This window comes from Micromonospora ureilytica (assembly GCF_015751765.1).
Lineage (GTDB): Bacteria > Actinomycetota > Actinomycetes > Mycobacteriales > Micromonosporaceae > Micromonospora > Micromonospora ureilytica.
Window position 1 is genome coordinate 5,319,178 of sequence record NZ_JADOTX010000001.1, and the last position, 25,619, is coordinate 5,344,796.

22 protein-coding genes are annotated in these 25,619 nt (G+C 71.7%); 9 read left to right on the forward strand and 13 right to left on the reverse strand.

Going from position 1 to position 25,619, the window contains the following annotated elements; genetic code table 11:
- The first annotated feature begins 179 nt into the window (after nucleotides 1-179).
- Nucleotides 180-1,262, forward strand: coding sequence for a Leu/Phe/Val dehydrogenase (locus tag IW248_RS24305; RefSeq protein ID WP_124821602.1), 1,083 nt, complete (start codon nucleotides 180-182; stop codon nucleotides 1,260-1,262).
- 304 nt (nucleotides 1,263-1,566) lie between these two features.
- A complete protein-coding gene (locus IW248_RS24310; RefSeq protein ID WP_124821603.1) occupies nucleotides 1,567-1,782 on the forward strand; it encodes a DUF3073 domain-containing protein in 216 nt (71 codons plus the stop codon).
- A gap of 139 nt (nucleotides 1,783-1,921) precedes the next feature.
- Here the strand turns inward: IW248_RS24310 and amcA are convergent, their stop codons facing one another.
- The 5 genes from amcA to IW248_RS24335 form a co-directional block, all read right to left on the reverse strand.
- Nucleotides 1,922-2,149 (reverse strand): multiple cyclophane-containing RiPP AmcA, encoded by a 228-nt coding sequence (amcA, locus tag IW248_RS24315; RefSeq protein ID WP_124821604.1) that lies wholly within the window; start codon nucleotides 2,147-2,149, stop codon nucleotides 1,922-1,924.
- Complete coding sequence (gene amcB / locus IW248_RS24320) at nucleotides 2,118-3,221, reverse strand: cyclophane-forming radical SAM peptide maturase AmcB (protein ID WP_307788393.1); 1,104 nt, start codon at nucleotides 3,219-3,221, stop codon at nucleotides 2,118-2,120. Before amcB ends, amcA begins: the two co-directional genes overlap by 32 nt.
- 126 nt (nucleotides 3,222-3,347) lie before the next feature.
- Nucleotides 3,348-4,502 (reverse strand): phosphoribosylformylglycinamidine cyclo-ligase, encoded by a 1,155-nt coding sequence (gene purM / locus IW248_RS24325; RefSeq protein WP_124821606.1) that lies wholly within the window; start codon nucleotides 4,500-4,502, stop codon nucleotides 3,348-3,350.
- 57 nt (nucleotides 4,503-4,559) lie between these two features.
- Nucleotides 4,560-6,098 (reverse strand): amidophosphoribosyltransferase, encoded by a 1,539-nt coding sequence (gene purF / locus IW248_RS24330; protein ID WP_124821607.1) that lies wholly within the window; start codon nucleotides 6,096-6,098, stop codon nucleotides 4,560-4,562.
- 168 nt (nucleotides 6,099-6,266) lie between these two features.
- Complete coding sequence (locus IW248_RS24335) at nucleotides 6,267-6,620, reverse strand: sterol carrier family protein (protein ID WP_307788196.1); 354 nt, start codon at nucleotides 6,618-6,620, stop codon at nucleotides 6,267-6,269.
- Nucleotides 6,621-6,781: 161 nt separating this feature from the next.
- Here IW248_RS24335 and IW248_RS24340 point away from each other — a divergent pair, with 161 nt between their 5' ends.
- Nucleotides 6,782-8,812 (forward strand): carboxypeptidase regulatory-like domain-containing protein, encoded by a 2,031-nt coding sequence (locus IW248_RS24340; RefSeq protein ID WP_307788198.1) that lies wholly within the window; start codon nucleotides 6,782-6,784, stop codon nucleotides 8,810-8,812.
- A gap of 181 nt (nucleotides 8,813-8,993) precedes the next feature.
- On the opposite strand, the gene IW248_RS24345 is transcribed toward IW248_RS24340, so the two are convergent.
- From IW248_RS24345 to purS, 4 genes are read right to left on the reverse strand one after another with little or no spacing between them, the layout of a single operon-like run.
- Nucleotides 8,994-9,749 (reverse strand): 2-phosphosulfolactate phosphatase, encoded by a 756-nt coding sequence (locus tag IW248_RS24345; protein ID WP_196928819.1) that lies wholly within the window; start codon nucleotides 9,747-9,749, stop codon nucleotides 8,994-8,996.
- Between the two features lie 4 nt (nucleotides 9,750-9,753).
- Complete coding sequence (purL, locus tag IW248_RS24350; RefSeq protein ID WP_196928820.1) at nucleotides 9,754-12,423, reverse strand: phosphoribosylformylglycinamidine synthase subunit PurL; 2,670 nt, start codon at nucleotides 12,421-12,423, stop codon at nucleotides 9,754-9,756.
- 55 nt (nucleotides 12,424-12,478) lie between these two features.
- Nucleotides 12,479-13,162, reverse strand: coding sequence for a phosphoribosylformylglycinamidine synthase subunit PurQ (gene purQ / locus IW248_RS24355; protein WP_124821611.1), 684 nt, complete (start codon nucleotides 13,160-13,162; stop codon nucleotides 12,479-12,481).
- Nucleotides 13,159-13,422, reverse strand: a complete 264-nt coding sequence (gene purS, locus IW248_RS24360) for a phosphoribosylformylglycinamidine synthase subunit PurS (protein WP_030491392.1) — start codon at nucleotides 13,420-13,422, stop codon at nucleotides 13,159-13,161. The genes purQ and purS overlap by 4 nt, the downstream gene beginning before the upstream one ends.
- A gap of 357 nt (nucleotides 13,423-13,779) precedes the next feature.
- Between purS and IW248_RS24365 the strand changes: the two genes are divergently transcribed.
- Nucleotides 13,780-14,460: a S1 family peptidase gene (locus tag IW248_RS24365; RefSeq protein ID WP_196928821.1), complete on the forward strand. Its 681-nt coding sequence runs from the start codon at nucleotides 13,780-13,782 to the stop codon at nucleotides 14,458-14,460.
- A gap of 24 nt (nucleotides 14,461-14,484) precedes the next feature.
- Complete coding sequence (locus IW248_RS24370; protein WP_196928822.1) at nucleotides 14,485-15,048, forward strand: YbjQ family protein; 564 nt, start codon at nucleotides 14,485-14,487, stop codon at nucleotides 15,046-15,048.
- Between the two features lie 88 nt (nucleotides 15,049-15,136).
- Here IW248_RS24370 and purB read toward each other — a convergent pair whose 3' ends face one another.
- From purB to IW248_RS24390, 4 genes are all read right to left on the reverse strand, one after another.
- A complete protein-coding gene (purB, locus tag IW248_RS24375; protein ID WP_196928823.1) occupies nucleotides 15,137-16,561 on the reverse strand; it encodes an adenylosuccinate lyase in 1,425 nt (474 codons plus the stop codon).
- Between the two features lie 81 nt (nucleotides 16,562-16,642).
- Nucleotides 16,643-19,042 (reverse strand): hypothetical protein, encoded by a 2,400-nt coding sequence (locus tag IW248_RS24380; RefSeq protein WP_196928824.1) that lies wholly within the window; start codon nucleotides 19,040-19,042, stop codon nucleotides 16,643-16,645.
- Nucleotides 19,035-20,066 (reverse strand): glycosyltransferase family 2 protein, encoded by a 1,032-nt coding sequence (locus tag IW248_RS24385; RefSeq protein WP_196928825.1) that lies wholly within the window; start codon nucleotides 20,064-20,066, stop codon nucleotides 19,035-19,037. The genes IW248_RS24380 and IW248_RS24385 overlap by 8 nt, the downstream gene beginning before the upstream one ends.
- 157 nt (nucleotides 20,067-20,223) lie before the next feature.
- Nucleotides 20,224-21,516 carry an acetyl-CoA C-acetyltransferase gene (locus tag IW248_RS24390; protein ID WP_196928826.1) on the reverse strand — a complete coding sequence of 431 codons (1,293 nt, stop codon included), beginning with the start codon at nucleotides 21,514-21,516 and terminating at the stop codon, nucleotides 20,224-20,226.
- Nucleotides 21,517-21,571: 55 nt separating this feature from the next.
- Between IW248_RS24390 and IW248_RS24395 the strand changes: the two genes are divergently transcribed.
- From IW248_RS24395 to IW248_RS24410, 4 genes are all read left to right on the forward strand, one after another.
- Nucleotides 21,572-22,948: a 3-oxoacyl-ACP reductase gene (locus IW248_RS24395; protein ID WP_196928827.1), complete on the forward strand. Its 1,377-nt coding sequence runs from the start codon at nucleotides 21,572-21,574 to the stop codon at nucleotides 22,946-22,948.
- Nucleotides 22,948-23,814 (forward strand): MaoC/PaaZ C-terminal domain-containing protein, encoded by an 867-nt coding sequence (locus IW248_RS24400; RefSeq protein ID WP_196928828.1) that lies wholly within the window; start codon nucleotides 22,948-22,950, stop codon nucleotides 23,812-23,814. Before IW248_RS24395 ends, IW248_RS24400 begins: the two co-directional genes overlap by 1 nt.
- Nucleotides 23,815-23,893: 79 nt before the next feature.
- The gene (locus tag IW248_RS24405; RefSeq protein ID WP_196928829.1) at nucleotides 23,894-24,646 is read left to right on the forward strand and encodes an NUDIX hydrolase; all 753 of its coding nucleotides are present in this window, start codon (nucleotides 23,894-23,896) and stop codon (nucleotides 24,644-24,646) included.
- Nucleotides 24,643-25,614, forward strand: a complete 972-nt coding sequence (locus IW248_RS24410) for a protein kinase family protein (protein WP_196928830.1) — start codon at nucleotides 24,643-24,645, stop codon at nucleotides 25,612-25,614. Before IW248_RS24405 ends, IW248_RS24410 begins: the two co-directional genes overlap by 4 nt.
- The last annotated feature ends 5 nt before the right edge of the window (nucleotides 25,615-25,619 follow it).

The window sequence follows — 25,619 nt, forward strand, 5'->3', positions numbered from 1 at the left end:
ACGAACCACGCCGGTACGCGGTCAGCGGCCGGAGCACGCGCGCCGCACCGTGGGACGGCGGCCGCGTGTCGAGCGCCCGCACGGCGGCCGATACTAGGCTCGATCACACCGGCAGCATCCCCGCCGGGGTTCACCAGGTCCACGTCCCACAAGGACGCACACCACAGTAGGAGCCAACCATGGGCGTATTCGCGAGCACCGACGACCCGGTATCGACAGGCCACGAACAGGTCGTGTTCTGCCAGGACAAGCAGAGCGGCCTGAAGGCGATCATCGGGATCTACTCCACCGCGCTGGGCCCGGCGCTCGGCGGCACCCGCTTCTACCCGTACGCGAGCGAGGACGACGCCCTCGCCGACGTGCTGGACCTGTCCCGCGGGATGGCCTACAAGAACGCGCTCGCCGGGCTGGACCTGGGCGGCGGCAAGGCCGTGATCTGGGGCGACCCGGAGCAGATCAAGAGCGAGGCGCTGCTGCGCGCGTACGGTCGCTTCGTGGAGTCGCTGGGCGGCCGCTACTACACCGCCTGCGACGTCGGCACGTACGTGGCGGACATGGACGTCGTGGCCCGGGAGACCCGCTACGTGACCGGGCGCAGCGTGGAGCACGGCGGCGCGGGTGACTCGTCGATCCTCACCGCCTGGGGTGTCTTCCAGGGGATGCGGGCCGCGGCCGAGCACGTGTGGGGCACCCCGAGCCTGCGGGGCCGGCGGGTCGGCGTGGCCGGCCTGGGCAAGGTCGGCAAGTACCTCACCGGTCACCTGCTGGAGGATGGCGCCGAGGTGGTCGCCACCGACGTCAACCCGAAGGCGCTGACCTGGGTGCGCACCAACCACCCGCAGGTCACCCTGGTCGACGACTCCAGCGCGCTGGTCGCCGCGGACCTCGACGTGTACGCGCCGTGCGCGCTGGGCGGCGCGCTGAACGACGACACAGTGCCGGCGTTGCGCGCCAAGGTGGTGACCGGGGCGGCGAACAACCAACTCGCCCACCCGGGTATCGAGAAGCTGCTGGCCGACCGCGGCATCCTCTACACGCCGGACTACGTGGTCAACGCGGGCGGCGTCATCCAGGTCGCGGACGAGATCGAGGGCTTCAACTTCGACCGGGCGAAGCTGCGGGCGACCCGGATCTACGACACCACCCGGGAGATCCTGCACCTGGCTGACGCGGAGGGCGTGCCCCCGGCCGTGGCGGCCGACCGGCTGGCGGAGCGGCGGATGGCGGACGTCGGCCGGCTGCGCGCGATCCACCTGCGCTGAGCGTTTCGTTCCGGGGGCGGATCGACGAGATCCGCCTCCGGGCCCCCGGTGACGGCGCAGCTGGGTAAGCTGAGCCCGGGTCAAATTTGATGCGGTTTGTCCGGTGTCACGGGTGCTAACCGTTCCGCTCCTTACCCAGTACACTGGGTAACGGCCGGATCGACGCGACGCGCAGAGCCGGCTGACGGTAACCCGAGGTGCCGAACGGTGGCATCCCCATGTACCGTAAGAGCCACGAGAGATGCCTGACGTCATCGGGGCCCGCCTTCGGGCTGCCCCGCATTCTGTGCGAGGGGGTCGAGCCATGGGGCGCGGCCGTGCTAAGGCCAAGCAGACTAAGGTGGCGCGGGAGTTGAAGTACCACTCCCCGAACACCGACCTCACCGCCTTGCAGCGCGAACTGGCGGGTGCTGGTAAGTCTGAGCACCACTTCGACGACGACTCTAAAGAGTCCGTCGGCGATGATGATGAGGATCACGCGGACGACGATCCAGATCCCTGGGTCCGTCCGACCCGCTGACCGTTCGACGCAGCTGAGCACGCGGTGACCCCCGCGTGCTCACGCGCGTCTCGTGCAGGTGCAGCTGAGCGACGATCAGGTGCCTGGCCCCGACCGGAGCCAATCCGGCCGCTCGACAGGCCCCTGATCGCGGCTCACCTCAGCGCGGGCGATTGTTCCAGTTGTAGAACGTCGGGATGTTCTCGAAGTGGTTCCAGGCGCAGACCGCGCTGGACCCGTCTCCGCCCGACACCTCCGAGCGCAGCCGCCGTGCGTCCTCGGCCTCCTGGAGCAGCGCGACGAGCGCGGGAGCCGCGTCTCGCACCCGTTCGGTGACTCCGTCGTCCGCTTCGCGCTCAGGCCGCCGGTGACTGGTGGTCTCGGGCATGCTCCAACACTCCCTCCAATAGGCGGATCTTGCTGTTGCGGCAGTGCTCGGTCTCCGTACCGTCAAAACGCCCCAGCTCGAAGTAACGGTTGGCGGCATGGCCACCGCCACAGAAGCCGAAGTACGGGCAGGACGCCCGACACGCCTCCACCCCGCCCAGGAACTCCTCCACCCACGGCGTCGCCGCCGCGTCGCCGAGGATCTGCGCCAACGGGGTCGTCAGCACGTTGCCGCTGCTGAAGTCGCCGTAGTGGGGATCGGTGAAACCGGCCAACTCGGGGGACAACACGATCACCGAGCCGTCGTGACCGATCGTCGGGATCGGGTCCAGTTGGCGGGGCAGCAGCCCGTCCGCCGAGTTGTCGAGCACCGCCGCGGCGTAGCGCAACGACCACTCGATCTCGCGGAGGTGAATCCGGGGCTCCCGGCGCCACGCCCCGACCAACTCGGCCCAGAACGCGGACACCGCCGACGGGTCGTGGCGGTTGTCGCGGGTATTGACCCCCTCGGTCTCCTCGATGTTGATGCCCAGCACATCGCAGCCCAGCTCAAGGAAGTAGTCGTACAACTCGGTGGCGAGCCCCGGCTCCGGGCGGGAAACCACGGCCAGCGCGGAGAAGGGCAGACCGCGCCGGCGCAGCGCCGAGATGCCGTGCAGGATCCGGTCGTACGCCGGCTGGCCACCCCGGTTGACCCGGTCGCCGTTGCGCGCCCGGGGCCCGTCGATGCTCACGCTCACCCGCATCTGGTGCCGGACGAAGAAATCGCACCAGTCGTCGTCGATGAGTGTGGCGTTGGTCTGCACGTGATGCTCGACCTGGGGCCCGAATGGCGCGATCAGATCGGCCAGGTGCTCCCGACCGGCGGCCAGGGGCTCGCCGCCATGCCACACCACGGAGAAGCGACCGTTCGCCGCCCAGGGGTTGACCGCTGTCGCAACCGCCTCGGCGACCGCCACCGGCATCCGACGGTCGGCGGCCCGGAACGGCAGGTAGCAGTACGCGCAGTCGAGATTGCAGAGGGTGGTGGGCTGCATGACGACGTACGACGGGACGGCGGCCAGACCGCGCATCCCGCTGAACGACTGTCCTTGAGCAGCCATCGCCCTCCTCCGCCTAGCCTGAGCCCTTCAGGCTAGGCGGCATTGGCCACTCGGGTGAAGCCCTGATCAGGTGCCCGTACGATCACCGGAGGGTGATCATCCTCGGGTGTGCTGACCGACCATCTGCACGTTGCCGGTGCCCTCGATGATCTCGCCGGCCTGCCACGCCTCGACGCCACGGCCGGTCAGGGTGGCCAGCGCGCGGTCGGCGTCCTCGGCCGACACGATCGCGAACATGCCGACGCCCATGTTGAAGGTCGACTCCATGTCGTGGTCGTCGATCCGACCCTTCGTCTGGATCAGGTCGAAGATCGGCTGCGGCTTCCAGGTGGACCGGTTGACCACCGCGTCGACGTGCTCGGGCAGCACCCGGACCAGGTTGCCGGGGATGCCGCCACCGGTGATGTGGGACAGCGCCCGGACCTCGGCCTCGGCGATCAGCTTGAGGCAGTCCTTGGCGTAGATCTTCGTCGGGGTGAGCAGCTCCTCGCCGAGGGTCCGCTGCCGACCGAAGTCGTCGATCACGATGTCCAGCCGCATCCGGGCCGCGCCGAGCAGCACGTGCCGGACCAGCGAGTATCCGTTGGAGTGCAGACCGGAGGAGCGCATGGCGATCACCACGTCGCCCACCTCGACCCGCTCGGGGCTGAGGATGTCGGCTTCCTCGACCACACCCACACCGGTCGCGGAGATGTCGTACTCGTCCGGGCGCAGGACGCCGGGGTGCTCGGCGGTCTCCCCGCCCAGCAGCGCGCAACCGGCGTAGCGGCAGCCGTCGGCGATGCCCGCGCCGATCTCGGCGACCTTGTCCGGAACGACCTCGCCGGTGGCGATGTAGTCGAGCAGGAACAGCGGCTCGGCGCCGCAGGCCACCAGGTCGTCGACGACCATCGCGACCAGGTCGATGCCGACCGTGTCGTGAATGTCCATCTGCTGGGCGATCACCAGCTTGGTGCCCACACCGTCGGTGGAGGACGCCAGGATCGGGCTCTTGTACTTCTTCGTGTCGAGCCGGAACAGGCCGGCGAAGCCACCGAGGTCACCGAGCACCTCGGGGCGGCGGGTCTGCCGCACCTTCGACTTGAGCAGTTCCACCGCGCGGTCGCCCGCGTCGATGGAGACCCCGGCGTCGGCGTACGAGACCGAGCGTTTGCGCGCCTGGCGGCCAGCACCGCCCGTCCACGGCTGGTGGTCGCCGCCGGCGCCGGTCGGGCTGCTTCCTGCGCCGCTGCGCTCGGACACGTGCGTCACGGTTCTCCCCTTTGGTTCTCGGTGCCGCCGGCGGTAGCCGGGCCGCGCCGGTTGGTGCTACGGGCGGTTTGCGGTAACGCCACCCGGAGTGGCGACGGACGAGCCGTTGGTGGGCGGGGCCTCCGGCGCCGAGTTGGCGACGCGTCGTCCCACCCCTTCGAGCACGTGCTTGCCGATCAGGTTGCCGGCCGGCAGCTCGATCGGGTACTCCCCATCGAAACACGCCCGACACAACCGGGTCTTCGGCTGCTCGGTCGCGGCGATCAGGCCAGGAAGCGAAACGTAGCCCAGCGTGTCGGCGCCGATGGAGCGCCGGATGCCGTCGTTGTCCAACCCGTTGGCCAGCAGCTCCGCCCGGGTGGCGAAGTCGATGCCGTAGAAGCACGGCCAGCTGACCGGCGGGGAGGAGATCCGGACGTGCACCTCCAGCGCCCCCGCCTCACGCAGCATCCGCACGATGGCGCGCTGGGTGTTGCCGCGCACGATCGAGTCGTCCACGACCACCAACCGCTTGCCGCGGACGTTCTCTCGCAGCGGGTTGAGCTTGAGCCGGATGCCGAGCTGACGCAGGGTCTGCGACGGCTGAATGAAGGTGCGACCCACGTACGGGTTCTTCATCAGGCCGGCGCCGTAGGTGATGCCGGACGCCTCCGCGTACCCGATCGCGGCTGGAGTGCCCGACTCGGGCACCGGGATCACCAGGTCGGCCTCGACCGGGTGCTCCTTGGCCAACTGCCGACCGATCTGCACCCGCGCCGAGTGGACGTTGCGCCCGGCGATCGTGGCGTCCGGACGGGCGATGTAGACGTACTCGAAGAGGCAGCCCTTCGGCTCCGGCGCGGCGAACCGGGTGGAACGCAGCCCGTTCTCGTCGATCGCGATCAGCTCGCCCGGCTCGACCTCGCGCACCACGCTGGCGCCGACGATGTCCAGTGCGGCCGTCTCGCTGGCAATGACCCAGCCGCGCTCCAGGCGGCCCAGCACCAGCGGGCGGACGCCGTGCGGATCGCGGGCCGCGTAGAGAGTCGACTCGTCCATGAAGACGAAGCTGAACGCGCCACGCAGCTGCGGCAACACCTCCAGTGCGGCGGCCTCGACCGACAGATCCGGTCGGCTGGCCAGCAGCATCGTCACCAGGGAGGTGTCGTTTGTCGAACCGTCCGCGATGAGGCCGCGCTCGGCGACCTCCTTCTCCAGCTCGGCGGTGTTGACCAGGTTGCCGTTGTGAGCCAGCGCGATGGTCGTCCCGGAGGTGGTCGACCGGATCGTCGGCTGGGCGTTCTCCCAGTTCGACGCGCCGGTGGTGGAGTATCGGGCGTGCCCGATCGCCAGGTGACCGCGCAGGCTCGCCAGGGTGGGCTCGTCGAAGACCTGCGCCACCAGGCCAAGGTCCTTGTAGACCACCACGCCGGAGCCATCGCTCACCGCGATGCCCGCCGCCTCCTGGCCGCGGTGCTGTAGGGCGTAGAGGCCGAAGTAGGTCAGATTGGCAACCTCTTCGCCGGGGGCCCAGACGCCGAAGACGCCACAGGCATCCTGGGGGCCAGGTCGTTGGGGGTCAAGGTCGTGGCTCAGCCGGCCGTCGCCTCGGGGCACCTACCGCTCCCTCATGCTGGTCTGGACCGGCCGGGCGGGGATCACGGGCGGATCCACACTCCTCTGCCGGGACCACTGTCATCGCCTGACAGTGTACGCGAATCGACGTCAATACAGAAAGTCACGATTCCCCTGCTCACTGTCACGGTGAGTGGGACATCGAAACGACTAGAGGGGCAGATAGGCTGAGAGGTCCGCGCGATTGCCACTCATCTGGATGCGACCGTCGGTGACCGCCTCCGCCCAGCCGACCCTGCCGGTTGCCAGCTCCAACCAGGTATTCGGAGCCATCTCGACCACGTTTGGTGGGTTTCCTCTGGTGTGTCGAGGCCCCGGTACGCACTGGATCGCCCCGTATGGTGGGACGCGCACCTCCACCGAACGGCCGGGGGCGCGCTCCGCGAGGACGGCCAACAACGACCGGACCGCCTCTCGGAACACCGGCCGTTCGGGCGTACGCCCCTCGTCGAGCGCCGACAACGCGGCCGTAACGGCAGCGGACTTACTGTGCGGAGAGGACACGACGGGACGATACGACCCCCAGGCCAAACACGCGACGCTGGCCCTGGGTCGCGCTCATGCAGTCGGACAAGGCATAGTGGCCGACGGCGTATTCGTACCGTGATGATCCCCGGCCCGGCGCCCCGCCGGTCAGAGGGAAGTCAGCCCGGAAGGCGGTGGACGTGTCAACACACCGACGTGCCTGGAAGCAGCGGGCCGGTGTGGTCGTAGCGCTGGTTGCCGGCGCTCTGCTCGCCGTCCCCGCCACACCAGCCATGGCCGCAGAGGTCAGCGTTTCCCCCGGCTCGATCACCGTAAACGCCGGCAGCGACGCCACGATCACCGTGCGCGTCACTGGGGGTAATGACGACGAGTCGGCGAAGGTCAGCCTCTCCGGCCTGCCGTCCGGCGTCAGCTGCGCCAGTGGTTGCGGCGACGTCAAACTCTCCGGCGGTGGCCTGGGCAACCCGACAGGGTCGGCGCTGGTCCGGATCGCGGCCAGCGACAACGCTGGCGACGCGACCGCGACCATCACGGTGGCGGTCGAGGCCGAGTCCGGCCCGGACACCGCCAACGTCTCGCTGACGGTGAAGGGCAAGGCCGCTCCTCCGCCGCCGCCGCAGAACCAGACCGTGCGGTCGGTCGCCGGCAAGGTGGTCGCGCAGGCGGACGGCAAGGCCGTGCCGAATGCTTTCGTGGTTCTCCAGGACACCGCCGGTCACCGCTACGACGCCACCAGCAACAGCAGCGGCGACTTCCGGTTCACCGGCACCAGCCAGAAGCCGATCGCGCCCGGCCGGATCGACCTGGGCGCGTCGTTCGACAACATCCAGGCGTTCAAGTCGGTGAACGCCAACGCCGGGCAGGCCATCACCGGGCAGCGGATCAGCCTCGCGATCAAGGTCGAGACGACGCCCAGCGCCACCCCGTCCGCCACCCCCGAGGCAACTCCCACCGAGGAGGCGACCGAGGAGGGCACCGAGGAGGAGCCCACCGAGGAAGCCAGCCAGGGCGCTCCGGCGAACGCCGCGAACACCGACGACGGCGGCGGTTTCGGCTCGTACATGATCATTTTGCTCGGTGGTCTTCTGGTCGCCGCCGGTGTCGGCACGATCGTGCTGCTCTGGATGAAGCGCAGGGAGAACGGCGGCGACGACGACGCTCCGGCGGCTGCCGGCGGCGGCGGTGTGGTGCCGCCCTCGCGGGGCGGGTTCCGCGGTGCGGACGACCAGACCCGGGTGGTCGGCGGTCGTCCCGGCGGTGGACCGGACCCGACGATGGTCGGTGGCGCGGCGCTGAGCGAGGCACCGACGATGATGCACCGCCCGGTGGTCGACGACGTTCCGCCGGACCCCTACGGCGCGCCTGCGCAGGCGTACGGCGGCGCGGGTCAGCAGGGCTGGGGCGGCGCCGGTTACGGCGACGAGCCGGCGTCCGGTGGGTACGGCGCCGGCGGCTACGGCAACGCGCCCGCTTCGGGTGGCGGCTACGGCGCTCCGGCCGGCCCGGAGGGCGGCTACGGCGCAGGTGCGGCCGGTGACGGTTACGGTGCCGCGCCCGGTGCCGGCTACGGCGGCGCGCCAGCCTCCGGTGCCGGCTACGGCAACGCTCCGGCCTCCGGCGGCGGCTACGGCAGTCGCGACTACGACGCCCCAGGCGGCACCGCCGCCTACCCGCCGGCTCCCGCTGGCGGAGCGGCCTACGGCGAGCGGTTCGACGAGCCGACCGGCCGGTACACCGGCGACACCCAGTACCCGGCCCCGGCCGACCCGTACGCCACAGGCGTCTACCAGCCGGAGCAGGGGCAGGGGTACGGCCAGCCCGATACCGCCCCGTACGGCGGTCGCGCCGCCGAGCCGACCGCAGGGTACGGCGCTCCGGAGGCTGGCGGGTACGACCAGGGCGGCTACGGTCAACCGGCCGGCGGATACGACCAGGGCGGCAACTACGGCGGCCAGGAGCCTCCGCCGCAGCGCGGTGGTGGCTACGACGACCGGGGCTACGACCAGGCCGGCTACGGACAGCCCGCCGGCGGATACGACCAGGGCGGCAACTACGGCGGCCAGGAGCCTCCGCCGCAGCGCGGTGCGGGCTACGACGACCGGGGCTACGACCAGGCCGGCTACGGACAGCCCGCCGCCGGGCGGAACCGACCGGACACCCCGCCGCCGACCGAGCGCGGCGGTCGCCGCCTCGACTGGCTGGACGACTGACCCCCACCACAGCACATGGAAACGGCCACCCGGATCTCCGGGTGGCCGTTTCGCTGCAAGACCCACTCGGGTTTCAGGAAGTCGGGCCATCCCGCAGACCTGGACACCCCGACTTCCTGAAACCCGAGTTGATCACCAGGGGTGGGCCGAAACGCGGGCGAGCCGGCGCGGTCAGGCGCGGTCAGGCGGCGGAGAAGACGCCCTGATGGAGCACCGGCACGACGTCCGACACGCCGATCCGAACGGCGACGTCCACGTCCGCGGCGAAGCCACTCTCGGTCAACTCCCGCCCGGAGACACTGCCGCGCACGGCGGCGGGCACATCCGGGGTGCTCGCCAGCGCGGCGAGCGCCATGGCCGCCTCCACCGAGAGCCCACCCGGCACGCCGGAGAGGGCGTCCAGCACCGAGGCGGCGCCGAGTTGGTCCTCCACCGACGGGCGTAGCGACCCGTCCGGCCACCGCTCCCCCGAGGCGATCACGCCGATCGGGGCGTTCACCGTTCCGTACCCCTGGCGGCGCAGCCAACGCCCGACGGCGCGTGCGTTGCGCAGGCACCCCGCGACCACCGGCAGGCCGGTGGCGCTGGCGGCGGCGCTGATGGCGGAGCCGTTCGGGGAGGGCAGCACGAGGTCCGCCACCACTGGTGCGCTGCTCAGCGCGGCGGGCGAGAGCGACCACGGATGTTCCACGGTCGTCTGCCGCCGCCCGACAGCAGCTGTCGCGCCGACCCGGACGGCGTACTCGGCGGCCTGCTCACCCCAGGGGAACGGGTGCACCCGCATGCCCCGGGCGACCGCCACCTCCACGGCGGTGGTGAACGAGAGGACGTCCACCACCACCAGCGCCGCGCAGACCCGACCGAGCTCGGCCGCCCCGGTCAGCCCCCAGTCGAACCGGGCGCCGGAACCGGGTTGGCCGTAGACAGCGGCCGTCAACGCCTCAGCGCTCGTCAGGCGACGGCTCGGTGACACCGGGGTCGGACTCGGACGCCCCGCCGGGCTGCTCCGACCCGATCGGCTCTACCGCGCCGGTCTCCGGCGAAGGGCCCGAAGAGGCGATCGGCTCGGAGACCACAGCCGCCGCGTCGACCGGCTCGGCCGGCGCGACCGGCAGCGGGACGGCCTCGACCGCACCCGCCACACCGGCGGCCGGCGCGGGCACCTCGACAGCCGCCGAGCCCCCGAAGAGGCGCGGCAACGTCTCGGTGTGCGCGGTGCGCAGCTCGTCCAGGCCGATCCTGAACTGGCCGTGCACCTCAAGCGCACCGCCGGACGGGTCGGTGACGCCGATCAGCTCGAACGGCACGCCCCGCTCGGCGCAGAGCGCCGCGAACGCCTTGTCGTGGCCGCGCGGTACCGAGACCAGCGCCCGCGTGGCGGACTCGCTGAACAGGTAGACGAACGGCATCGAGCCCTCGGCGAACTGCTCCGGCACCGCGACCCGGGCACCGACCCCGCGACGCAGGCACGACTCGATCAGGCTCTGGGCGAGGCCACCGTCGGAGAGGTCGTGCGCGGAGGCCAGGTGACCGACGCGGGCAGCCTCGGCCAGCAACTCGGCGAGCGCCTTCTCCCGCATGAGGTCGACCTGCGGCGGGATGCCGCCGAGGTGCTCGTGCGTCACCCAGGCCCACTCCGAGCCGGACAGCTCCACGTTTGTCTCGCCGAGCAGGTAGAGCTGGTCGTGGTCGCCACCGGCGCGCGGCACGAAGCCCATCGGCACCCGGTCGGCCACGTTGTCCAGCACACCCAGCACGCCGACCACCGGGGTCGGGTGGATGGCAGCCGCGCCGGTCTGGTTGTAGAAGCTGACGTTGCCGCCGGTCACCGGGATGCCCAGCTCCAGGCAGCCGTCCGCCAGGCCGCGCACGGCCTCGGCGAACTGCCACATCACGCCCGGGTCCTCCGGCGAGCCGAAGTTGAGGCAGTCGGTCACGGCGATCGGCTTCGCACCGGTCACCGCCACGTTCCGGTACGCCTCGGCCAGGGCCAACTTGGTGCCGTTGTACGGGTCCAGTCGGGCGTACCGGCCGTTGCCGTCCACCGACAGCGCCACGCCGAGACCGGTCCGCTCGTCGATCCGGATCACGCCGCCGTCCTCCGGCTGGGCGAGCACTGTGTTGCCCAGCACGTAGCGGTCGTACTGCTCGGTGACCCAGGACTTGTCGGCCAGGTTCGGCGACGCGATCATGCGCAGCACGGTCTCCCGCAGCGCCTCCGGGTCGGCCGGGCGAGGCAGCGTCTCGGCCCGGTCTGCCTGGAGCAGGATCAGGTCGGCCGGCTCGCGCATCGGCCGGGCGTAGACCGGGCCGTCGTCGACCAGCGAGCCCGGCGGCACGTCGACGACGAGGTGGTCCTGCCAGGTGATCAGCAGTCGACCCGGGCTGCCGTCCGGTTCCGGTGCGGTGACCTCACCGATCGCGGTGGCGAGGACGCCCCACTTCTCGCAGGTCTTGAGCACCGCGTCGAGCTTCTCCGGCTCGACGACCAGCAGCATCCGCTCCTGCGACTCGCTGGCCAGGATCTCGTGCGGGTCCATCGAGGGCTCGCGCAGCGGCACCCGCTCCAGCCAGACCCGCATGCCGGTGCCGGCAGCGGCGGCGGTTTCGGTGAGCGCGCAGGTCAGACCGGCGCCACCGAGGTCCTGGATGCCGACGACCAGTTGGCCGTCGTACAGCTCGAGGCACGCCTCGATCAGCAGCTTCTCGGTGAACGGGTCACCGACCTGCACGGCGGGGCGGCGCGCCTCGCTGCCCTCGTCGAAGGTGGCGCTGGCCAGCACCGAGACGCCGCCGATGCCGTCCCGGCCGGTCTTGGCGCCCATCAGCACGACAACGTTGCCCGGGCCGGCGGCGGCCTTGTTCTGCAGCCGGCTGACCGGCAGCACGCCCAGGCAGAGCGCGTTGAGTAGCGGGTTGCCCTGGTAGGAGGGGTCGAAGACCAGCTCGCCACCGATGTTGGGCAGGCCCAGGCAGTTGCCGTAGCCGCCGACGCCGGCGACCACGCCGGTGAGCACCCGGGCGGTGTCCGGGTGGTCCGCGGCACCGAAGCGCAGCGGGTCCATCACCGCGACCGGGCGCGCGCCCATGGCCAGGATGTCCCGGACGATGCCGCCGACACCGGTCGCCGCGCCCTGGTACGGCTCGACGAAGCTCGGGTGGTTGTGCGACTCGACCTTGAAGGTCACGGCCAGCTCGTCGGAGACCTGCACCACACCGGCGTTCTCACCGATGCCGGCGAGCATCCGGTCGCTGTGCGGGGCCTTCTCACCGAACTGGCGCAGGTGCACCTTGCTCGACTTGTAGGAGCAGTGCTCACTCCACATGATCGAATACATCGCCAGCTCGGACTGCGTGGGCCGACGGTCCAGGATCTGCCGGATCCGGTCGTACTCGTCGTCGCGCAGGCCCAGCTCGGTGTACGGCTGAAGCTCCCCCGGGGTGCCACCGGCGCGCGGCACGGTGTCCACGCCCTCGGTCCAGACGGCGGCGGTCGGCTGGGCGGGAGCGGTCGCCGACGCGACCGGCTGCGCCGGGCTCGGCTCGGCCGGCTGCGCCGGGGCGGAGTACGCCTCCGGTGTGTCCCGTACCGGGTCCGGATGGGTGGTCATGACCTCTCCTCGCTGCGCTCGTGCCCGCCAGACCGGCGGTTGAGCTGACCGATGATCATGCCGGTGCCCCGACCAGGTGCTTGAGGACCGACGTGAAGAAGCCGAGGCCGTCCAGCGAAGGGCCGGTGAGCGCCTCCACCGCGTGCTCGGGGTGCGGCATGATGCCGACCACGTTGCCGGCGGCGTTGGTGATCGCGGCGATGTCGCGCTGGGACCCGTTGGGGTTGCCGCCGACGTAGCGGGCGACCACCCGGCCCTCGGCTTCGAGCTGGTCCAGCGTCGCGGTGTCCGCGACGTAGCAGCCCTCACCGTTCTTGACCGGGATGAGCACCTCCTGGCCGGGCTGGAACGCGTTGGTCCACGCCGTCCCGACCGACTCGATGCGCAGGACCTGGTCCCGGTTGCGGAAGTGCAGGTGCTGGTTGCGGGTGAGCGCGCCGGGCAGCAGGTGCGCCTCGCACAGGATCTGGAAGCCGTTGCAGATGCCGAGCACCGGCAGGCCACCCTGGGCGGCGTCCACGATCGTCTCCATCACCGGGGCGAACCGGGCGATGGCACCGCACCGCAGGTAGTCACCGTAGGAGAACCCGCCGGGCAGGACGACCGCGTCGACGCCGTGCAGCTCCGGGTCGCCGTGCCAGAGCCGGACCGGCTCAGCGCCGGCGATCCGGACGGCTCGGGCCGCGTCCCCGTCGTCGAGCGAGCCGGGGAAGGTGACCACACCGACCCGGGCGGTCACGAGCGGGCGTCCGCGGTCTCGTCGGCCTCGACCAGGCGGACGGTGAAGTCCTCGATGACCGGGTTGGCGAGCAGTTTGTCGGCAATCTCCCGAGCGCGGTCCAGGTCCGGTTCACCGGTGAACTCGATCTCGATCCGCCTGCCGATCCGAACCGAGGCGACGTCACCGACGCCGAGCCGGGGTAGCGCGTTTGCGACGGCCTGGCCCTGCGGATCGAGGATCTCGGGCTTGAGCATGACGTCGACGACGACGCGAGGCACTGGGCACTCCTGACTGTGTACGCAGTTGGGTGCCGACCCACAACGGGCGAGCGCAGCCAGCGTACCTGGCAGATATCGCCGCGGACGCACGGGCCGGGTGCAGTTCAGGCAGTGATCGACATTACCGGCGCTCAGTGTGACCCGTCAGGCGCTACAGGTGGCCTCAGCAGGACATACACGGCGCAGCGGGTGGCCGAATCGTTACATTGGCAAACCTCGATCAAATCCTTGATAACGATCGCGGTGAGCCCTACTGTACATCGACGTAAGTCGATTCAAGCGCTCGCGGGAATCCCCCGCTGCCGCCCCAGCCGCACCCGGCGACCCCGGGTCCGCCCCGTCCAAGGAGTCCACCCGATGCGCATCCGCCCCCTGCTCGCCGTACTCAGCACCGCGCTGGTCGGCGCCCTCGGCGTCACGTCCGCCGCGTCCGCCTCCCCGCCCAGCCCACTCATCATCGGTGGCGGCACCGTCTCGTCCGCCCCCTGGGCCGCCGCGGTGCTCAGCAACGGCTCGTTCACCTGCTCCGGCAGCGTCATCGCCGCACAGTGGGTGCTCACCGCCCGGCACTGCATCAACGGCACCATGTCGGTGCGCGTCGGAAGCGTGAACCGCACCTCCGGCGGGGTCACCCGCACGGTCAGCGCCACCTACACCCGCAACGACCTCGCGCTCATGCGGCTCTCCAGCACCGTCAGCACCTCCGCGGTGAGCCTGGCCAGCAGCAACCCGCCGATCAACTCGACGAACTCGATCTACGGCTGGGGCATGACCTGCTACAGCGGCTGCTCGGCGTCCACCGTGCTGAAGACCGCCACCGTCCGGGTGACCAGCAACAGCGCCACCGACGCGTACGGCGGCCAGGCGATCCGCACCACCCGGATCAACGGCAACGCCTGGCGCGGTGACTCCGGCGGCCCGCAGTTCTACAACGGTCAGCAGGTCGGCGTCGCCTCCACCGCCGACGGGTCGACCATCCAGAACTACGGCAGTGTTGCGTACAACCGGGCCTGGATCACCTCGGTGGCCGGTGTCTGACGGTTAGCGCCCGGCTCGGCGCGGATGGTCGGCCACGTGCCGGCCGTCCGCGCCGCGTCGTTTTGCAGCATCCGATCAGGTGAACAATGCGCACGATCGGGTCGCGCCACTCCTGACAGCATCGGAAACGTGCTGGTCGTGACGACAGAGCAACTGCCCGGCTACGAGATCCGCCAGATTCTCGGTGAGGTGGTGTCATCGATGGCCAGGACGCGCAACCCGTACCGCGAGGGTGTCAAGAACCTGCGTGGTGGCGCGTACGACCCGATGGCCCCGGACAACCTGACCCGGTGGCGCACCGACTCGGTGGCCCGCCTCGGCGAGGAAGCCCTGCGGCTCGGCGCGAACGCGGTGATCGGCATGCGGTTCGACAGCCGGGACTGCGGCGAGATGTGGATGGAGATCTGCGCGTACGGGACGGCAGTGGTCGCCGTACCCAACGCTCCCGAGGTCATGCCGGCCGACCAGCCGGCGGTCGCCGCGGAGACCGCGGAGGTCGCGGGCATCACGGAGTCGCCCGGCGGCATCGCCGAACCGGCCAGCGCCCCCAACCTGAGAACCGCCGCCGAAACCCCAACGGGCGAGTGACCCACCCCGTTGATCATGAAGTTATTGCCCTGCGCGACGGCGTGTCGCGGCAATAACTTCATGATCAAGGCGCAGGTGGGGGGTGGGGTTAGAGGATGGGGGGTGGGCTGTAGGTGGCCGCGTTTGGGTGGGTTTCGACCACCTTGGTGATGCGGCGGGTTACCGCTGCCACCTGGGCTTGGGCGGCGCCTACGAAGGCGTTGCGGTCGGCGACCAGGGTGTCGATGTCGGCGCGGGACAGGCCGAGTCGGCCGTCCTCCGCCAGGCGGTCGAAGAGGTCGTTCTCCGGTGCGCCCTTCTCGCGCATCGCCAGGGCCACCGCCACCGCGTGCTCCTTGATCACCTCGTGGGCGACCTCCCGACCGACGCCCCGACGGACCGCCGCGACCAGGATCTTCGTGGTGGCCAGGAACGGCAGGAAGCGCTCCAGCTCCCGGTTGATCACCGCCGGGTACGAGCCGAACTCGTCGAGCACTGTGAGGAACGTCTGGAACAGCCCGTCGGCGGCGAAGAACGCGTCCGGCAGTGCCACCCGGCGGACCACCGAGCAGGACACGTCCCCCTCGTTCCACTGGTCACCGGCCAGCTCGCCGACCATCGACAGGTACCCCCGGATGATCACGGCGAAGCCGTTCACCCGCTCCGACGAGCGGGTGTTCATCTTGTGCGGCATCGCGCTGGAACCGACCTGGCCCGGCTTGAAGCCCTCGGTCGCCAACTCCTGGCCGACCATCAACCGGATCGTGGTGGCCAGCGACGACGGCGCGGCGGCGGTCTGGGCCAGCGCGGCCAGCACGTCGAAGTCGAGCGAGCGCGGGTAAACCTGCCCGACGCTGTCCAGCACCCGGGAGAACCCCAGGTGCTCGGCGACCCGCCGCTCCAGCTCGGCCACCTTGTCGGCGTCGCCGTCGAAGAGGTCGAGCTGGTCGGCGGCGGTGCCGACCGGCCCCTTGATCCCCCGCAGCGGGTAGCGGGCGATCAGCTCCTCCAACCGCTCGTACGCGATCAGCAACTCCTCCGCCGCCGACGCGAAGCGCTTGCCCAGCGTGGTGGCCTGCGCTGCCACGTTGTGCGAACGGCCGGTGATGACCAGCTCGGAGTGCTCGTACGCCAGGAAGGCGAGCCGGGCCAGGGTGGCCACCACCCGGTCGCGGATCAGCTCCAGCGAGGCGCGCACCTGGAGCTGCTCGACGTTCTCGGTGAGGTCCCGGGAGGTCATCCCCTTGTGCACGTGCTCGTGCCCGGCGAGCGCGCTGAACTCCTCGATCCGGGCCTTCACGTCGTGCCGGGTGACCCGCTCCCGTTCGGCGATCGAGGCGAGGTCGACCTGGTCGAGCACCCGCTCGTACGCCTCGACCACTCCGTCCGGCACCGGCACGCCCAGGTCGCGTTGGGCGCGGAGCACGGCGAGCCAGAGCCGCCGCTCCATCCGGACCTTCTCCTCGGGGGACCAGAGGGCTACCAGTTCGGGCGAGGCGTACCGGTTGGCCAGCACGTTGGGGATCGTCGTCACGTACCTCATTGTCCCGCACCCGCTGGTAGGCACCGGGACCGGGCCGGGGTCTCGCCCGGACCGGGCGGGGCGCTCAGACTGTCAGGGGCGGTTCAGCTCGTAGACGGTGACCGGGCCGGCGACCAGGCGAACCTGGGCCAGTCGGGCCAGCTCCGCCGACACCGCACCCGCCCTGGTGTCGGCGAACAGCCACCGGACCCCGTGCTCCGTGCGGAGCCGGTCCAGGTCGGCCTGGGTCGGCGTGCTGAAGACCCCGTCGTTGAACGCGAGCAGCGCCTCGTCGGGGAAGTTCTGCCGGGCGTACCCGAGGTTCTGGACGCCGTGCGCGGCCACGACCGCGTCGGTGTAGCCCCAGCTCTCCACCACCGTCCGATGCCCGCCCAGACCGGTGACCCAGAACGCACGGGCGTCGCAGTGCGGGGTGGTCCGCACCGGCCGGCAGTGCACGTTGGTGGCGACCACGTCGTCGTCGGCGGCGTTGTCGTCCAGCCACAGCGCCGCGCGCATCTCGTCGACGGTCAGCGCGTACGGCTGCGGCCCGGTCGCCGGCACCGGCTCGGTCAGCACCGAGCGGACGGTCCCGCCCACGACGACGGCGGCGCTGGCGCCGAGCATCGCCGCGGTGACCCCGGCCAGGGCGATCGTCGCCGTCCGTCGACGACCCGACGAGCCCGCCGCCGAAGCCGGTGCCGGGACGCGACGCCGCCACAGGGCGGCCACCCCGACGGCGAGCGCGGCGGCCACCGCCACGAACAGCACGTACCGGGCTGCCGAGAGACCCAGCACCCGCAGCCACCCCTCGATCGTCGAGGTGGTGGGGGTGCCGGGACGGCTGATCCTCGGCACGGCGAAGCCCACCACCGTGCCGGCCGTGGCGAGCCCCGCCAGCGCGCCGGCCACGGCGGGCACCACAAGCACCGGCCAGGGCGCTCGGGCCTGGGCGAGGGACCAGGTGGTCAGCACGACGCCGACCGGGATGACGCCCATCCAGAAGTAGATCTGGCTGATCGACGGGTGCTGGAACACCCAGGTGCTGGCCGCCCCGGCCAGGACCGTGCCGGCGAGCAGCCAGACGGCCGGGTCGGCGCGGTGCCCGCTGTCGACGAGCAGGCTCATGCCCACCCATCGGGGCGCCTGTGCCAGCACCCACCAGGTGACCACGGCGAACGCCAGCAGCCACCCGAGGACGCCACCGTCGTTGATGCCCGGCGGCAGCGGCGCACTCGGCCAGATTCCGTCACCCGTTCCGAGGGTCTCGGCGTACGGGGCGATGAAGTGCAGCAACGCCAACGCCTGCACGCGCAGCGTGCCGGCCCCGCCGCCGGCGAACAGCCGGAACCCGAGCGCCATCGCCGCCACGAGGCAGGCCAGCGCCATCAGGGCGGGTCGCGGGACCTGCCGCTTCCGCCACCAGACCACGACGGCGGTGAGACCCAGGCCGGCGATCACCGGCGGCAACGCACTGGACTTCGCCCCCGCACAGACCAGCCCGAGCACCGCAACCAGCGGCCAGGCGCGGCCGAGGGAACGCCCCCGGGTCACGTCGACGATGAGCCCGGCGAGCAGCAGCAACGGCACCAGCACGTACGTCTGGGAGGGGCTGGCGTACGACAGCGGCATCTCGCCGGACGCGCCCACCGGCGAGCCGAGCGTGACCGTGGCCCCGGTGAAGGCGGCGAGGGCGGCCACCGGGCCGGCCCAGACGGCCCCACTCAGGTCCCGGGCGAGCCCGGCCGCGAGCAGCACCGCGGTACCGATCACGGGCACCAGCCAGAGTCGCAGCAGCACCACCGCCGGCGAGATCCCGGTGATCATGCTGCCGCTGGCGATGTGCGCGTCGGACAGGTAGTGGTAGCGCAACGCCTCCCCGGCGACGTGCGGCAACTGGAACGGCATCGCCCGGGTCAGCTCCTGCACCAGACCCAGGTGGTAGAGCACGTCCTGGTAGTAGCCGCCGTGGACGGGAGGCAGCGGGACCATCCGCCATTGGGTGTATCCCCAGGCCAGCACCACCAGCAGCGCCGTGCCCATCCCCCAGTGCCAGGCGAGCGGCAGCTGACGGCGCTCGCCGACCCGCCAGTGCCGGCGCAGCCCGGGGACGGCGGCGAACGCGACGAGGACGGGCAGCGGCCACCACCGCAGCAGGGACTGCTGACCGGTCGCCGCGGCCAACGCCCAGGCGACGATCTCCAGCAGCAGGCCGGTGGCCGCGCCGTAGCCGAGGTCCTCGGGAAGGTTGCCCCGGCTGCCGCGCAGCGCGCGGTGCACCAGGGTCCCGGGGAGCACCAGGGCGAGGACCCAGTACGCGCTGAATCGCGCGAGGTCCGGGGCGGGCACGCTGCCGCGGGACCAGACCACGAGCAGCGCGGCGATCACGAGCACCCACGGGAGCGTGCTGAGGACCGGCACGAGACCGTTCCGACGCGAGGCCTGGGGCGGGGCCGGGGTGTCCGTCCGCTCGGCCAACAGGGTGTCAGCCACGGACGCCGACCGCTGAATCGAAGCTCGGCGTACGGGAGTGGCCATCGCCCCGTGCGACAGTCTCCGCGCCCGGGACCTCGTCGCGGGAGTCGAACCCGACGTGGAAGGCCGGCCGGTTCTGCACGGTGGCGTAGATCCGGCCGACGTACTCGCCCAGCAGGCCGAGACAGACCAGTTGCACTCCACTGAGCAGCAGCACCGCGACGAACATCGAGGTCCAGCCGGGGATGGTGGTGCCGGAGACGTGGACGACCATGCCGAACACGATCAGCGCGAGGCAGAGCAGGAAGCTCGACATCCCCAGCCAGGTGGCCAGGCGCAGTGGCGCGGCAGAGAAGTTCGCCGTGCTCTCCCAGGCCAGGGCCACCATCCGGCGCAGCGGATACTTCGTCTCGCCGGCGGCGCGGGCCTCGCGGTCGTAGCGCACCTCGGCGCTGGGGAAGCCGAGCGACGGCACCAGCAGCCGGTAGACCGGGGCGCGTTCGGGCAACCGGCGCAGGACCTCGATCACGTCCCGGCTGAGCAACCGGAAGTCGCCGGCCTGCGCGGGCAGGTCGACGCCGACGAGCCGACGCATCGCCCAGTAGTAGCCACGGGCGCTGTTGCGCTTGAAGACCGTGTCGGTGCTGCGGTCGGCGCGAACGCCGTAGACGACGTCCACCCCGTCCTCGCGGGCCACGCGGAGCATCTCGGCGATGGTCTCCGGCGGATCCTGGAGATCGGCGTCGAGGCTGACCACCCACTGGCCGACGGCCCGGTGCAGGCCGGCGGTCAACGCCGCCTGGTGGCCACTGTTGCGCCGCAGCCGGAGCACCCGCAACTGCGGCCAGTCCCGGCCGTGGTCGAAGAGCACCGACACGGTGTCGTCGCGGCTGCCGTCGTCGACGGCGACCACCTCGTAGTCGACGCCGAGCGCGTCGAGCACCGGCCGCAGCCGGGCGACAAGCGCCGGAATGACCGCTGTCTCATTGAACATCGGGATGACCACCGAGAGGGTGGTCGTCCGTGCAACGACGGACTCCATGGTGATCCGGCCCCGTTCCGCACGCAGGAGTGATCGGACCGCGCCAAGGGCGCGGCAACGATCACCGTTGCGTGGTAAACCCTCCAGCAGCGGACCAACTCCTGAACGGTCCGTTAACGCCCGCTGGCGGTCACCCCGATAAGGGGCGATCTCGCGTTCATCGCTCCAGGATGGCGGTCACGCCTTGGCCGCCGGCGGCGCAGATGGAGATCAGCCCGCGCCCGCTGCCCCGCTCGGCCAGCAGCTTGGCCAGGGTCGCCACGATCCGCCCACCCGTTGCCGCGAACGGATGCCCGGCGGCCAGCGACGAGCCGTTGACGTTGAGCCGGTCGGTGTCGATCGCGCCCAGCGGTGCGTCCAGGCCGAGCCGGTCCTTGCCGAACTCCGGCGACTCCCAGGCGGCGAGGGTGGCCAGCACCTGCGACGCGAACGCCTCGTGGATCTCGTAGTAGTCGAAGTCCTGCAACGTCAGCCCGGCGCGGGCCAGCATCCGGGGCACCGCGTACGCGGGTGCCATCAGCAGCCCCTCGTCGCCGTGTACGAAGTCCACCGCCGCGGTCTCCGACCAGCTGAACCAGGCCAGCACGGGTAGGTGGTGCGCCGCCGCCCACTCCTCGCTGGCCAGCAGCACCGTGGACGCGCCGTCGGTGAGGGGCGACGAGTTGCCGGCGGTCATGGTGGCCTGCTCGGCGTCCGGGCCGCGGGTGCCGAAGACCGGCTTCAGCGAGGCGAGCTTCTCCAGGCTGCTGTCCGGGCGGAGGTTCGCATCCCGGGTGAGCCCCAGGTACGGCGTCATCAGGTCGTCGAAGAAACCCCTGTCGTACGCGGCGGCGAGGCGCTGGTGTGAGCGCAGCGCCAGCTCGTCCTGGGCGCGCCTGTCGATCTGCCAGCGCACGGCGGTGCGGGCGGCGTGGTCACCCATGGACAGGCCGGTACGCGGCTCGGCGTTGCGTGGGATCTCCGGCTTGAACGGCTGGAGTGGGCGCAGCTTCGCCGCGATCTTGAGTCGTTCGCCGAGCGTGCGGGCCGAGTTGAGCTTGAGCAGCGTGCGGCGCATCTCCTCGTTGACGGCGAGCGGGGCGTCGGAGGTGGTGTCGACACCGCCGGCGATGCCCACGTCGAGCTGCCCGAGGGCGATCTTGTTGGCGACCAGGATCGTCGCCTCCAGACCGGTGCCGCAGGCCTGCTGGATGTCGTACGCCGGGGTGTGTGGGTCGAGCCGGGAGCCGAGGACCACCTCGCGGGTGAGGTTGAAGTCGCGGGAGTGCTTGAGCACCGCACCGGTCACCACCTCGCCGATCCGTTGCCCGGCCAGCCCGTAGCGGGCGATCAGGCCGTCGAGCGCCGCGCCGAGCAGGTCCGCGTTCGACGCGTCCGCGTAGCGGGAGTTGGAACGGGCGAAGGGGATGCGGTTGCCCCCGATGACCGCGACCCGCCGGATGCTCTGCACGATCCGCCTCCTCGGCATGTGTTGCTCGAACCCTACTCGCCAGTAGGCTACGCCCATGACCGACAGGTACGCGAGCTTCGTCCAATCGGCCGCCGGCCGCGCGCTGGTCAAGCGCCTCGGGCTGCCCGACCCGCCCCGACTGCGCCGGCACCACCCCGGCGATCCGCTGCTGGCCGGGCCGGCCCTGCTCGGCGCGGCCACCGGCGGCCGGCTCGCCGAGCCGATCGCCGAGATCCTGACCATCGCCGGGGTCGAGCTGGCCGACCCGGCCGCCACACCGCAGCGGTACGGGGCACTGCTCTTCGACGCCACCGGGATCACCGACTCGACCGAGCTGCGCCAGCTCTACGACTTCTTCCACCCGCAGGCCCGGGCAGTGCTGCCCAGCGGCCGGGTGATCGTGCTGGGCACTCCGCCGCAGGAGTGCGCGACACCCCGCGAGGCGACCGCCCAGCGCGCCCTCGAAGGGCTGGTGCGCAGCATCGGCAAGGAGTTCGGCCGGGGCACCACCGCGCAGCTCGTCTACGTGACCCGATCCGGCAATGTCGCAGCGGACGGCCCGGACCTCTCAGCCGGCACGCACACGAGCCTCGAATCGACAATCCGGTTCCTGCTGTCCGGCCGGTCCGCGTACGTGTCGGGGCAGGTCATCCGGGTCGGCGGCGGCGCGGCGAGCACCCCGGCCGACTGGGACCGCCCGCTGGACGGCGAGGTCGTGCTGGTCACCGGCGCCGCGCGGGGCATCGGCGCCGCGCTGGCCAAGGTGTTGGCCCGCGACGGCGCGAAGGTGGTGGCTCTGGACATCCCGGCCGCCGGCGACGCGCTCGCCGCGGTGGCGAACGACATCGGCGGCACCGCCGTCCAACTCGACCTGACCGCGCCGGACGCGCCGACCCGACTCGCCGAGCACCTGGCCAGCCGGCACGGCCGGGTCGACGTGGTGGTGCACAACGCCGGCATCACCCGGGACAAGACGCTCGGCCGGATGGACGCCGACCGGTGGGACCAGGTCATCGACGTCAACCTGTCCAGCCAGGAGCGGATCAACGACATGCTGCTGGAGCGGGAGCTGATCCCGGCCGGCGGACGGATCATCTCGGTCTCCTCGATCGCCGGGATCGCCGGCAACCGGGGGCAGACCAACTACGCCACCAGCAAGGCCGGCGTGATCGGCTTGGTCGACTCGCTCGCGCCGGCTCTGCGGGCACGGGGAATCAGCGTCAACGCGGTGGCCCCCGGCTTCATCGAGACCCGGCTGACCGCGCGCATCCCGCTTGTGGTCCGCGAGGCGGGCCGGCGGATGAACAGCCTGGCCCAGGGCGGGTTGCCGGTGGACGTGGCCGAGACGATCGGCTGGTTGGCCTGGCCGGCGAGCGGCGCGGTCAGCGGAAACGTGGTCCGGGTCTGCGGCCAGAGCCTGCTGGGGGCGTGATGGGTGCGCAGCCGGAGTCGGGCAGCCGTACCCCTGTCGAACTGCCAGGGATGCCGGTGGCCGGGGCGCTACGCCGACGGGCTCTGCTCGGCGCGCTACCCGGCCTCGGCGGTGGGCGGCGCGGGCCCGACCTGCCGGCGGTCGAGTTGACAGTGGGCGGGGTGACCGTCGACCGGACGCAGCTGGCCGACTACGACCGGGTCTGCGGGTTCCGACTCAGCGATCGGCTGTCCGCGACCTTTCCGCACGTCATGGGCTTCCCACTGGCCCTGCGCCTGATGACCGCGTCGGACTTCCCGATCCCGCTGCTCGGCCTGGTGCACGTCGGCAACCGGATCACCACGCACCGCCCGATCACCGCCGACGAGACCCTCGACTTCAGGACGTACGCGGAGAACCTGCGCCCGCACGACCGGGGCCGGCAGGTTGACGTGGTGCTGGTCGGCTCGGTCAACGGGGAGGAGGTGTGGCGCGGCGTCTCGACGTACCTCGGTCGGGAGCACACGTCGGGCGGCCGTGAGCCGGGCGAACGTCCCGCCGTGCCGACGGCCACCGCCCGCTGGCCTGTGGAGCCGCGCGTCGGCACGGAGTACGCGCGGGTGTCCGGTGACCACAACCCGATCCACACCTCCCGGCTCGGGGCGCGACTGTTCGGCTTCCGCCGGCCGATCGCGCACGGCATGTGGAGCAAGGCGCGCTGCCTGGCCGCGCTGGACGCCCGGCTGCCGGACGCGTACACCGTGGAGGTCGCCTTCAAGCTGCCCGTGCCGCTGCCGAGCACTGTGAGCTTCGCGCTCCTGCCGGACGGCGGGTTCGCAGTGCACGACTCGCGGGGCCGACCGCACCTGACGGGTCGCCTGCGCTGAGAACTCCGCCCTTGGCAGGCGCGCGCTTCTGCGCTAAGTTGTTCTCAGAGCGAGATGTTCTCAGAATGAGAGAGACGTGATGAACGAGCAGGAGTTCCTGGCCGCGTACGACCCCCGGGCCTACCCGTCGGTCGCCGTGACCGTCGACGTGGTGGCGTTGACCATTCGCGACGGCGCGCTGCACCTGCTGCTGATCCGGCGGGGCGAGGCGCCCTTCGCCGGGCACTGGGCGCTGCCCGGAGGCTTCGTCCGCCCCGACGAGGACCTGACCGCTGGCGCCCGCCGGGAGCTGGCCGAGGAGACCGGGCTCGGCGGCGAGGCGCTGCGGCGCGTACACCTGGAGCAGTTGGGCAGCTACGGCGGTCCCGACCGTGACCCGCGCATGCGGGTCGTCTCGATCGCCCACCTCGCGTTCGCCCCCGACCTGCCGGACCCGGCCGCCGGCAGCGACGCCGACGAGGCGATCTGGCTGCCGGTGACCGCGTTGACCAGCCGGCAGCTCGCCTTCGACCACGGCCGGATCATCGACGACGCGCTGGAGCGGGCCCGGTCCAAGCTGGAGTACACCCCACTCGCCACCCGCTTCCTCGCCGCCGAGTTCACCATCAGCGAACTGCGTGCCGTCTACGAGACGGTCTGGGGACACCCGCTGCACGCCGGCAACTTCCACCGCAAGGTGCTCTCCGTGCCGGGCTTCGTGGAGAGCACCGGCGCCAGCACCGAGCGCGGTGGTGCCCGCGGCGGCCCGCGCGCCCGGCTCTACCGGGCCGGCGACGCCCGGCTGCTGCACCCGGCGCTGCTGCGCCCCGCCCACGAGGAGACGGTGCGGTGAGGGCCGCGGAGGCCATCCGCCTGGTCGCGGCCGCCCACACCGACGCCGACCTGTTCGGCGCCGACCAGCCGGCCCGCCGCTACCGCGAGCTGGTCGCGGCCCTGCACCCCGACCGCCTGCCGACCGACCCGGCCGTACGCGCCGAAGCCCTCGACGCGTTCATCCACGTCACCACCCGGTGGCAGGCACGGCAGAGCACCGTCCTCGGCGACTACCGGCTCGGCGCGCCGACCCACTCGGGTGACCTGGCGGACCTCTACGACGTCGGCGACGACCGGCTGCTCAAGCTCCCCCGACGGCCCACCGACAACGACCTGATGGTCCGCGAGGCGCACGCCCTGCGCACCATCGCCGAGCGCGGCGACCCGCGCTACCTGCCGTACGTGCCCCGGCTCGTCGACGAACTCCGGCACCGCGACACCGCGACCGGCGCGGAACGGCGAATCAACGTGCTCGCCACCGCACCCGGCCTGCACGACCTCGACGAGGTGCGGCGCGCGTACCCCGACGGGCTGGACGCCCGGGATGTGGCCTGGATGTGGCGGCGGCTGCTGGTGGTGCTCGGCCTGGCCCACCGGGCGGGCGTGGTGCACGGCGCGGTCCTGCCGCGGCACGTGCTGATCGAGCCGGACGCCCACGGCGTGGTGCTCGTCGACTGGTGCTTCTCTGCGGCCGTGGGGAGCACGATCCCGGCTGTCGTGCCCGGCCACCCGGACTGGTACCCGCCGGAGGTCTCGACCAAGCAGCCCTGCGGGCCGGGCACCGACATCGCGATGGCCAGCCACTGCATGAGCTGGCTGATGGGGCCGCGCGCGCCCCGCGAGCTGCACGCCTTCGCGCTGGGCTGCCGGCAACGGTCCCTGGAAGCCCGGCCCGACGACGCCTGGCGCCTGCTGGGCGAACTCGACCAGGTGCTGGACCGCCTCTACGGGCCACGCACCTTCCGACCCTTCACCCTCACCCCCTAGGGAGC